Origin of the sequence: Streptomyces sp. SP17BM10 (assembly GCF_036322405.1) — a bacterium.
Classification (GTDB): Bacteria; Actinomycetota; Actinomycetes; order Streptomycetales; family Streptomycetaceae; genus Kitasatospora.
In genome coordinates, this window is the sequence record NZ_JAQYXB010000422.1 from 37,591 (window position 1) to 47,594 (window position 10,004).

The following is a 10,004-nucleotide window of genomic DNA, read 5'->3' on the forward strand; positions in this document are numbered from 1 at the left end:
GGGGTGAAGAACCCCGCTCCAGGTCTCTTCGGTGACCCGTCCGAGGCGCGAGGCGGCCACCGCGCGCGCAAGTCCCCCTAGTGAGACGCGCATGAGGAGATCCCTGAGGGTGTTCGGGTACAACACGGACGCTCTCTGGTTCAGGCGGCCAGGGGGAGTGCCGTCGCCGCGCGTGCCTCGTCGTGGCGGTGGAGGATCAGGCGGGCCAGGGCGTCGTGGGCTGCCAGTGGGGGGCTCGTCCACCGCGCCTCCGTCGTGGCGGCTCGGCGGGCGAAGAAGCCGGGGGCCAGGAGGTAGGTGGCCACGGCGACGTCGGGGTGGCCGGCCTTGCGGAGGGCGGACACGGCCTCGTGCGGGGTGGGGGCCGCGGCGGACAGGTGGGCCGGGGTGACCGGGCGGCCCAGGCGGGTGGCCAGGAGGTGTGCCATCCGGGTCGTCTCGGCGATGGCTGTCGGGTCGCAGGATCCCGCGCCGGCCAGGACCACCGGGGCTTCGGGGGCGGCGCCGGTTTCCGCCAGCCTCGCTGCCAGGGCTTCGGCGAGCAGGGGGTGCGGGCCGAGTGCGCGGGCGATCCGGGAGGTGGGGAGGCCGGCCGCGGCCACCGCGGCCGGGATGTCGACGCGCACGTGGTAGCCGGTGCTCAGGAGCAGGGGGACCAGGACGGGCCTCTCGCGGCGCAGTCGGACCAGGGCGTCCGCGAGGGACGGGCTGTTCAGGTCCAGGAAGCAACAGCGGATGGGAAGTTCGGGACGCAGGAGACGAACACGGCGTAGCAGGGCGTGAATTGTGGCGGAGGAGGAGACGTCCCGGCTCCCGTGGGCCACGGCCAGCAGCATCAGCCCGCCGCCAATCGGTAGCCCCGCTTGGGTACCGTCCGGATGAGCCCCGCGTGCGGCCCGAGCGCCGCCCGCAGCCGCCCGACGGCCGCCTCCACCGCGTGTTCGTCCGCGCTCGCGTCCGGCCAGGCCGCGCGCAGGAGTTCGGCGCGGCTCAGTACCCGGCCGGGGCGTTCGGCGAGGGCGCGGAGGACGGCGGCGCCGCGGGGGCTGAGGAGGTGGCTCTCGCCGTCGACCAGGGCCGCGTTGCCCTGGAGGGTCAACACCGCGTCAGCCAGAGGGATTTCGCGGCGGCCGAGGGTGGGAAGGGTCTCCGCCAGCAGCCGGACGAGCGAGCCGAGGCGACCGCGTTCCGGATGGACCGTCGGCAGGCCGAGGTCCGCGAACGGGCGGGCGCACAACGCGCCCACGCACACCGGCAGGACGTCCCCGCGCAGGGCGTCGAGCACCTGTGAGCGCAGGCCCTCGGCCTCCGCCGTGGCGAGGAAGGCGGCGACGGCGGGCGCGCTGGTGAAGGTCAGCGCGTGCACCTGGCGCCGGGCGGTCTGATCGACCAGCCGCCGCACCGGGGCCATGTCGTCCGGCGGTGCCCAGCGGTAGACGGGGACGGAGATGACCTCGGCGCCGCGCTCGCGCAGGGCCGCCGCGAAGGCGTCGAGCCGTACGCCGTGCTCCTGGACGGCGATCCGGCAACCGTCGAGCGGGCGGGCGAGCAGCCACGTGAGGAGTTCGTCGGTGGCTTCGGTGCTGGGGGAGAACCCCTCGCCGAGGCCGCTGGCCCGGACCGCGCCGGTGGCCTTGGGGCCCCGGCTGAGCACGACCGCGCCCCGGCAGGCCTCCGCGAGGGCGGCCCCGCGGCCCCATCCCTCGGCGGCGCTCATCCAGCCGCGCCAGCCGACGCCGGTGGTGGCGACGACGTAGTCGAGCGGGGCGGCCAGGCAGCGCTCGGTGGCCTCGCGCAGGGCGAGGTCGTCGGCGAGCGGCAGGATGCGCAGCACGGGCGCCTCGACCACCTGCGCGCCGCGCCGGGTGAGGAGGGCGACGAGTTCCTCGCGGCGGCGCGCCGCGGTGACCCCGACGGTGAAGCCGGTGAGGGGCCCGGGCCGGGTGGTGGGAGCTGCCATGCTTGCCATGCGGGTCAGCGTGCGGCGCGCACGTTACGGGGGCGTTGCCCGCCCGTCACCCCCAGGTAAGCGAAACGGCTGCTCCGGTTACGGCCGGTGTCCCCTCCCACGCACTCTGGGGCCCCGAGGCCGTGAGGGAGGCGTACCGCGCCCGCAACACGGGTGACGCAGTGGCGAAACGGCGGAGGCGGACATTCCTCGGCATGAACCTCACCGGCCCGCCGGCCCCGCCGCCGACCACCGACACCCACTGCCCGTACTGCTCGCTGCAGTGCGGCATGCGGCTGAGCGGTGTCGACGGCGCGCCCGAGGTGCTGGACCGGCCGGAGTTCCCGGTGAACCGCGGCGCGCTGTGCGGCAAGGGCCGCTCGGCGGCGGCCGTGCTCGCCCGGGACGTCCGGCTCACCGGCCCGCTGCTGCGCGACCGGCCCGGCGGCCCGCTGCGCGCGGCGGGCTGGCCGGAGGCGCTGGACCGCGTGGCGGACGGGCTCACCCGTACGAGGGAGGAGTACGGTCCGGACGCGGTGGGGGTGTTCGGCGGCGGCGGGCTGACGAACGAGAAGGCGTACCTGCTGGGCAAGTTCGCCCGAGTGGTGCTGCGCACCGCGAACATCGACTATAACGGCCGCTTCTGCATGTCCTCGGCGGCGGCCGCGCACCGCAGGGCCTTCGGCCTGGACCGCGGCCTGCCGTTCCCGCTGGAGGACGTCCCGCACACCGGCTGCCTGATCCTGGTCGGCGCCAACCCGGCCGAAACGATGCCGCCGGCCGTCCGCTACTTCCGCGAACTGCGCGAGAACGGCGGCACGTTGATCGTCGTCGACCCGCGCCGCACCCGCACCGCCGAGCTCGCCGACCTGCACCTCCAGCCCCGCCCCGGCGGCGACCTCGCGCTCGCGCTCGGCCTGCTGCACCTGGTGATCGCCGACGGCCTGGTGGACAAGGAATTCGTCGCCGAGCGGACGACCGGCTTCGATGCGGCCCGGGAGGCCGCGATGGCGCACTGGCCGGACCGCGTCGAGCGGATCACCGGCGTCCCCGCCAACCGACTGCGCGAGGCAGCAAGGCTGTTCGGCACCGCCACGACCGGCATGGTGCTCACCGCGCGCGGCCCCGAGCAGCAGAGCAAGGGCACCGACACCGTCGGCGCGTGGATCAACCTGTGCCTGGCGACCGGCCACTCCGGCCGCCCGTTCAGCGGCTACGGCTGCCTGACCGGCCAGGGCAACGGGCAGGGCGGGCGCGAACACGGCCAGAAGGCCGACCAGTTGCCCGGCTACCGCTCGATCGAGGACCCGGCCGCCCGGGCGCACGTCGCCCGGGTGTGGGGCGTGCCGGCCGAGAGCCTCCCGGGCCCCGGCAAGTCGGCGTACGAGCTGCTGGACGGCCTCGGCCGGCCGGACGGCGTCCGGGCGCTGCTGCTGGCCGGCTCCAACCCGGCGGTGTCCGCGCCGAACGCCCGGCACGTCACCGAACGGCTGCGCGCGCTGGACCTGCTGGTCGTCGCCGACCTGGTGCTCTCCGAGACGGCCCGCCTCGCCGACGTCGTCCTGCCCGTGACGCAGTGGGCGGAGGAGGACGGCACCACCACGAACCTGGAGGGCCGGGTCATCCTGCGCCGCCGCGCCTTCGAGCCGCCGGAGGGCGTCCGCAGCGAGCTGTGGGTGCTGCGCGAACTCGCGGCCCGCCTGGGCGTCGCGACCGGCTTCCCGACGGACGCCGAGGAGGCCTTCGACGAGCTGCGCCGCGCCTCGGCCGGCGGCGACGCCGACTACGCGGGCATCAGCTACCGGCGGATCGTGGCGGAGGACGGCGTGTTCTGGCCGTGCCCGGCCGAGGACCACCCGGGCACCAGGCGCCTCTTCCTCGACCGGTACGCGACGCCGGACGGACGGGCCCGCTTCGCGGCCGTCACCCACCGCCCGGCCGGCGAGGAGCCGGACGAGGAGTACCCGCTGTACCTGACCACCGGCCGGGTGCTCGCCCAGTACCAGAGCGGTGCGCAGACCCGCCGGGTGGCCGAGCTCACCAAGGCCGCGCCCGGCCCGTTCGTCGAGCTGAACCCCCGGCTCGCCGAGCGGCTCGGGGTGGCCGAGGGCGAGCCGGTGGCGGTGACCAGCCGGCGCGGACGGGCGGTGGCCCCGGCGCGGATCACCGACGCGATCCGGGCGGACACCGTGTTCATGCCCTTCCACTGGCCGGGCGCGGGCCGGGCGAACAGCCTGACCAACCCGGCGCTCGACCCCGTCTCCCGGATGCCGGAGTTCAAGCTGTGCGCCGTCCGGGTGGAACGGGCCCAAGAGGAGGCCGCCCGATGAACCCGAGGATCGCCGTCGTCGGCGGCGGCATGGCCGGCGCCCGCTTCGCCGAGCGCTACGGCGCGCTCGGCGGGCCCGGCACCGTCACCGTCTACGGCGCCGAGCCGCGCGCGCCCTACAACCGGGTGCTGCTCGCGGACGTCCTGGCCGGGCGCTACGACGCCGAGTCGATCGCGCTGCCGCTCGGCGGCGCCGAGGCCCGGCCCGGCTGTGAGGTGGTGGCCCTCGACCCGGCCGCCCGCACGCTGGCCCTGGCCGACGGCACCGTCGAGCCGTGGGACGAGCTCGTCCTGGCGACCGGCTCCAACCCGGTGCTGCCGCCCGTGCGCGGGCTGCGCCGGCCCGACGGGCTGGGCCTGACCGAGGGCGTGCACACCCTGCGCACGCTGGAGGACTGCGGGCGCCTCGCCGAGGAGGCCGTCACCGCGAAGCGCGCGGTGGTGATCGGCGGCGGGGTGCTCGGCGTGAGCGCCGCCCGGGCGCTCGCCACCCTCGGCGTCCGTACCGAAATCGTCCACCAGGGACCGCACCTGATCGAGCGCCAGCTCGATCAGGAGGCGGCCGAGGTGCTGCGGGAGCGGCTGCTCGCGCTCGGCGTCGAGACCTACGCCCGCAACCGCGCCCGCGCCGTCCACGGCGGCGAGAACGTCGGCGCGGTGGAGCTGGCCAACGGCTACCGGCTCGACTGCGAGCTGGTCGTGCTCGCCTGCGGCACCCGCCCCCGCACCGCCCTCGCGTACGGCGCCGGGCTGCCGGTCGGCACCGGGATCCTGGTGGACGACCGGCTCGCCACCGCCGCCCCGCACGTGTCCGCGATCGGCGACTGCGCCGAGCACCGCGGCACCGTCCACGGCCTCGCCGGCCCCGCCTGGGAACAGGCCGACGCGCTCGCCCGGCGACTGTCCGGCGCCGACCCGGACGCCCGCTACACCGGCAGCCTCCAGCGCGCCCGGCTCAGCACCGGCGACCTGGAGTACGCGGCCTTCGGAGCCGTGGACGAGACCCTCGACCCCGGCCTCGACGTGCTGCGGATCGCCGACGCGACCCGCGGCAGCTACAAGAAGCTCGTCCTGCGCGGCGACCGCCTGGTCGGCGCGATCCTGCTCGGCGACCTGGCCACCGTGGACGCGCTGGCCGGCGCCTTCGAGAGCGAAGGACCGCTCGGCGGCCACCCCCTGCACCTGCTCACCCGAGGAGTACCGCGATGACCCCTGACCCCCGCAGCATCCGGGACCTGGTCGTGGTCGGCCACGGCATGGTCGGCCAGCGCTTCCTGGAGGCGTTCACCGCGCACCCCGCCGCGGCCGGCTGGCGGGTCACCGTGCTCGCCGAGGAGCCCCGGCCCGCGTACGACCGGGTCCACCTGAGCGCGCTGTTCGACGGCCGCACCGCCGAGGACCTCTCGCTGTGCCCGCCCGGCTTCCCCGCCGAGCACGGCATCGACCTGCGCCTCGGCGACCCGGTCACCGCGATCGACCGGGCCGGGCGGACCGTCACCACCCGGTCCGGTGCCGACGTCCGCTACGACGCCCTCGTGCTGGCCACCGGCTCCGTCCCGTTCGTCCCGCCGGTGCCCGGCAAGGACGCGCCCGGCTGCCACGTCTACCGCACCATCGAGGACGTCGAGGCGATCCGCGCGGACGCGGCGAAGGCCCGCACCGGCGTCGTCGTCGGCGGCGGACTGCTCGGCCTGGAGGCCGCCGGCGCGCTGCGGGCCGGCGGACTGGCCACCCACGTCGTCGAGTTCGCGCCCCGCCTGATGGCCGTCCAGGTCGACGACGGCGGCGGCGCCGTGCTCCGCCGCAAGATCGAGGATCTCGGCGTGACGGTGCACACCAGCGCCGGCGCGAGCGGTGTCGTCACCGGCGAGGACGGCCGGGTCACCGGGCTCGCGCTCTCCGACGGCCGCGAACTCGCCGCCGACCTCGTGGTGTTCTCGGCCGGCGTGCGCGCCCGCGACCAGCTCGCCCGCGACTGCGACCTGCCGGTCGGCGCCCGCGGCGGCGTCGTCGTCGACGAGCACTGCCGCACCGCCGACCCGGCGATCCTCGCCATCGGCGAGTGCGCCCAGGCCGCCGACGGCCGCGTCTACGGCCTCGTCGCCCCCGGCTACCAGATGGCCGAGACCGCCGCCCGCACCCTGGCGCAGCTGCCGGGAGAGGGCTTCACCGGCGCCGACACCTCCACCAAGCTCAAGCTCCTCGGCGTCGACGTGGCCAGCTTCGGCGACCCGCACGGCACCGCCGAGGGCGCGCTCGACGTGCTCTACAGCGACAGCCGCGGCGGCGTCTACCGCAAGCTCGTCATCGGCCCGGACGGCGCCCTGCTCGGCGGCGTCCTGGTCGGCGACACCGACGCCTACGGCACGCTGCGTCCGCTCGCGGTGGCCGGCAAGCCGCTCACCGTCCCGCCCGAACAGCTCGTGCTGCCCGCCGGGTTCGCGAACGCGGGGCCGGTCGCGCTGCCCGACGACGCGGTGCTCTGCTCCTGCCACAACGTGACGCAGGGCGCCGTCCGCACCGCCGTCCGCGACCAGGGCTGCGACAGCGTCGCCGCCGTCAAGAAGTGCACCCGGGCCGGCACCGGCTGCGGCAGCTGCGTCACGATGCTCGCCGCCGTCGTCACCGAGGAGCTGGAGGCGGCCGGGGTCAGCACCGCCAAGGGCCTGTGCGAGCACTTCGCCCACACCCGCGCCGAGCTGTACGAGATCGTCCGCGTCACCGGCATCACCGCCTTCTCCGACCTGCTCGACCGGCACGGCAGCGGCGAGGGCTGCGAGGTCTGCAAGCCCACCGTCGCCTCCATCCTGGCCAGCCTCGGCAACGGCCACATCCTCGACGGCGAGCAGGCCGCCCTCCAGGACTCCAACGACCACTTCCTCGCCAACCTCCAGCGCAACGGCTCCTACTCCGTCGTCCCGCGGGTGCCCGGCGGCGAGATCACCCCCGAGGGCCTCATCGCGATCGGCGAGATCGCCCGCGACCACGGCCTCTACACCAAGCTCACCGGCGGCCAGCGGATCGACATGTTCGGCGCCACCGTCGACGAGCTCCCGGTGATCTGGCGCAAGCTGGTCGACGCCGGCTTCGAGTCCGGCCACGCCTACGGCAAGTCACTGCGCACCGTGAAGTCCTGCGTCGGCGAGACCTGGTGCCGCTACGGCGTCCAGGACTCCACCACGCTCGCCATCGAACTGGAGCTCCGCTACCGGGGGTTGCGCTCCCCGCACAAGCTCAAGTCCGCCGTCTCCGGCTGCGCCCGCGAGTGCGCGGAGGCGCAGAGCAAGGACTTCGGCATCATCGCCACCTCGGCCGGCTGGAACCTCTACGTCGGCGGCAACGGCGGCATGACGCCACGCCATGCCGACCTGCTCGCCGCCGACCTCGACCGTGAGACGCTCATCCGCACCATCGACCGCTTCCTGATGTTCTACATCCGCACCGCCGACCGCCTCGAACGCACCTCGGTCTGGCTGGAGCGCCTGGAGGGCGGCCTCGACCACCTGCGGGCCGTCGTCCTCGACGACTCGCTCGGCATCGCCGCCGAGCTCGACGACCTGATGGCCCGTCACATCGGCGGCTACCGCGACGAATGGGCCGAGACCCTGGCCGACCCCGACCGGCTGCGGCGCTTCTCCTCGTTCGTCAACGCCCCCGGGACCCCCGACCCGACCGTGACCTTCGTCCCCGAACGCGGCCAGATCCGCCCCGCCCGCCCGGGTGAGGACGGACACCCCCTCGCCGCCCTCACCGGCCCCAACGCCCCGGTGCTCGTCGCCGGAGCCCGACTGGAGGTGCTCACCCCGTGACCGTTCAGATCCACGACGGCACCCATTGGCACGCCGTCTGCACCCTCGACGACCTGCAGCCCGGACGCGGCGTCGCCGCGCTGATCGGCGAGGCCCAGCAGGTGGCGGTGTTCGTCGACCGCGCCGGGACGCTGTACGCCGTCGACAACCTCGACCCGTTCAGCGGCGCCCAGGTGCTCTCCCGCGGCCTGCTCGGCAGCCGCGGCGACCGCCCGACCCTCGCCTCGCCCATGTACAAGCACGTCTTCGACCTCACCGACGGCCGCTGCCTCGACGAGGAGACCGCCCCCGACGGCAGCCCGGCCGTCCTGAAGCTGTGGCCGGTCCGGGTCGCGGGAGGTGCGCGGTGACGACTGCGGTGGACACCAGAGCGACCGGACCGCACGCCTGGGACCCGGAGGACGAGGAGTTCTGGCAGCGCTCCGGCGCCCGCATCGCCCGGCGCAACCTCGTCTTCTCCGTCCTCTCCGAGCACATCGGCTTCTCGGTGTGGAGCCTGTGGTCGGTCCTCGTGCTCTTCCTCGGGCCCGAGTACCACATCGACACGGCGGGCAAGTTCACGCTCACCGCGCTCCCCACGGCGCTCGGCGCGCTGCTGCGCCTGCCGTACACCTTCGCCGTCGCGCGGTTCGGCGGGCGGAACTGGACGGTGATCAGCGCCCTGCTGCTGCTCGTGCCGACGGCGCTCGCGGCCCTCGTCCTGCGGCCCGGCGTCCCGTACGGGACGCTGCTCGCGGTGGCCTGCGTGGCCGGCGTCGGCGGCGGCAACTTCGCCTCGTCCATGGCCAACATCAACGCCTTCTACCCGCACCGGCTCAAGGGCTGGGCGCTCGGCATCAACGCGGGCGGCGGCAACCTCGGCGTGCCGGCCGTGCAACTGCTCGGGTTGCTCGTCCTCGCCACGGCGGGGGCGGCCCACCCGCGGCTGCTGCCGCTGATCTACCTGCCGCTGATCGTGCTCGCGGCGGCGGGGGCGTGGTGGAAGATGGACAACCTGGCGGTGCCGTCTTCCGGCGGGAAGGAGGGCCGGTCGCTGCGCGAGGTGGCGCGGGACCCGTACGGCTGGGCCGTGTCCGTGCTGTACATCGGCACGTTCGGCTCGTTCATCGGGTTCGGCTTCGCCTTCGGGCAGGTGCTCCAGGTGCAGTTCCACGACCGCTTCGACACCCCGGTCAAGGCCGCCGCGCTCACCTTCCTCGGTCCGCTGCTCGGCTCGTTGCTGCGGCCCGTCGGCGGGCGGCTGGCCGACCGCTGGGGCGGGGCGCGCGTCACGCTCGCGACGTTCGCCGCCATGGGCGCCGGGACGGCCGTCGTGCTCGCCGCCTCCCGGGCGGGCTCGCTGCCGCTGTTCCTGGCCGGGTTCGTCGCGCTGTTCGTGCTCAGCGGGATCGGCAACGGCTCGACGTACAAGATGATCCCCGCGCACTACCAGGGCCGGGCCCGCGCCGCCGTCGCCGCGGGCGCCGACCCGGCGGTGGCGGAGGCCGCCGCACGGCGGCGCTCCGCCGCGCTCATCGGGCTCGCGGGCGCGATCGGGGCGTTCGGCGGGGTGCTCGTCAACCTCGCCTTCCGGCAGTCGTTCCAGGCCAGCCACAACGGGGACGCCGCGTACGTCGGCTTCCTGGCGGCCTACCTGGCGTGCTCGGCGCTCACCTGGCTCGTCTGGCTGCGGCCGGGCGCGCGGGCGGGGCTGGTGCGGCAGGCGGCGTGACGCCCGCGGGCCGGGGGGCGCGTGAGCCGTTCGGGCCGCCCGGCGCGCGGGGCCGGGGGTTGGCGATTACTGACTTCGGCGCTTCAAGGTGATGGCGGTGGGAGGTCGAGGGAGAGTCCGGTCCCGGTGAGGAAGCCGTCGAGGACGTCGGATCGGTACTGGAGCCGTTTGAGGCGGTTGCGGACGACCGCGGCGAGTCGCTCCAGA

General features: G+C 75.3%; 7 protein-coding genes and 1 pseudogene. 5 read left to right on the plus strand and 3 right to left on the minus strand.

What is annotated here, in order from left to right; translation table 11 throughout:
• Positions 1-140: 140 nt before the first annotated feature.
• Both PUR71_RS03930 and PUR71_RS03935 read right to left on the minus strand, forming a co-directional pair.
• Positions 141-836, minus strand: coding sequence for a sirohydrochlorin chelatase (locus tag PUR71_RS03930; RefSeq protein ID WP_329924895.1), 696 nt, complete (start codon positions 834-836; stop codon positions 141-143).
• Positions 836-1,960 (minus strand): uroporphyrinogen-III synthase, encoded by a 1,125-nt coding sequence (locus PUR71_RS03935; protein WP_443077339.1) that lies wholly within the window; start codon positions 1,958-1,960, stop codon positions 836-838. The genes PUR71_RS03930 and PUR71_RS03935 overlap by 1 nt, the downstream gene beginning before the upstream one ends.
• A gap of 203 nt (positions 1,961-2,163) precedes the next feature.
• Between PUR71_RS03935 and PUR71_RS03940 the strand changes: the two genes are divergently transcribed.
• Genes PUR71_RS03940 through PUR71_RS03960 form a run of 5 tightly spaced genes read left to right on the plus strand, consistent with a single transcriptional unit; the run spans position 2,164 to position 9,797 of the window.
• Positions 2,164-4,278 (plus strand): molybdopterin oxidoreductase family protein, encoded by a 2,115-nt coding sequence (locus PUR71_RS03940; protein ID WP_329924897.1) that lies wholly within the window; start codon positions 2,164-2,166, stop codon positions 4,276-4,278.
• The gene (locus tag PUR71_RS03945; protein WP_329924898.1) at positions 4,275-5,486 is read left to right on the plus strand and encodes an NAD(P)/FAD-dependent oxidoreductase; all 1,212 of its coding nucleotides are present in this window, start codon (positions 4,275-4,277) and stop codon (positions 5,484-5,486) included. Before PUR71_RS03940 ends, PUR71_RS03945 begins: the two co-directional genes overlap by 4 nt.
• On the plus strand, positions 5,483-8,086 hold the full coding sequence (gene nirB / locus PUR71_RS03950; protein WP_329924899.1) for a nitrite reductase large subunit NirB: 2,604 nt from the start codon (positions 5,483-5,485) through the stop codon (positions 8,084-8,086). The genes PUR71_RS03945 and nirB overlap by 4 nt, the downstream gene beginning before the upstream one ends.
• Positions 8,083-8,436: a nitrite reductase small subunit NirD gene (gene nirD / locus PUR71_RS03955; protein ID WP_329924900.1), complete on the plus strand. Its 354-nt coding sequence runs from the start codon at positions 8,083-8,085 to the stop codon at positions 8,434-8,436. Before nirB ends, nirD begins: the two co-directional genes overlap by 4 nt.
• Positions 8,433-9,797 (plus strand): nitrate/nitrite transporter, encoded by a 1,365-nt coding sequence (locus tag PUR71_RS03960; RefSeq protein WP_329924901.1) that lies wholly within the window; start codon positions 8,433-8,435, stop codon positions 9,795-9,797. The genes nirD and PUR71_RS03960 overlap by 4 nt, the downstream gene beginning before the upstream one ends.
• Before the next feature lie 83 nt (positions 9,798-9,880).
• On the opposite strand, the pseudogene PUR71_RS41075 reads toward PUR71_RS03960, so the two are convergent.
• A pseudogene (locus PUR71_RS41075) lies at positions 9,881-10,004 on the minus strand (IS630 family transposase); the annotation flags it as partial.

What these genes read in the sequence shown, in the direction of transcription:
- PUR71_RS03940 (WP_329924897.1), top strand. Translation starts at nt 2,164, where the DNA reads ATGAACCTCACCGGCCCGCCGGCCCCGCCGCCGACCACCGACACCCAC.
- PUR71_RS03935 (WP_443077339.1), bottom strand. Translation starts at nt 1,960, where the DNA reads ATGGCAGCTCCCACCACCCGGCCCGGGCCCCTCACCGGCTTCACCGTC.
- PUR71_RS03930 (WP_329924895.1), bottom strand. Translation starts at nt 836, where the DNA reads ATGCTGCTGGCCGTGGCCCACGGGAGCCGGGACGTCTCCTCCTCCGCC.
- PUR71_RS03945 (WP_329924898.1), top strand. Translation starts at nt 4,275, where the DNA reads ATGAACCCGAGGATCGCCGTCGTCGGCGGCGGCATGGCCGGCGCCCGC.
- nirB (WP_329924899.1), top strand. Translation starts at nt 5,483, where the DNA reads ATGACCCCTGACCCCCGCAGCATCCGGGACCTGGTCGTGGTCGGCCAC.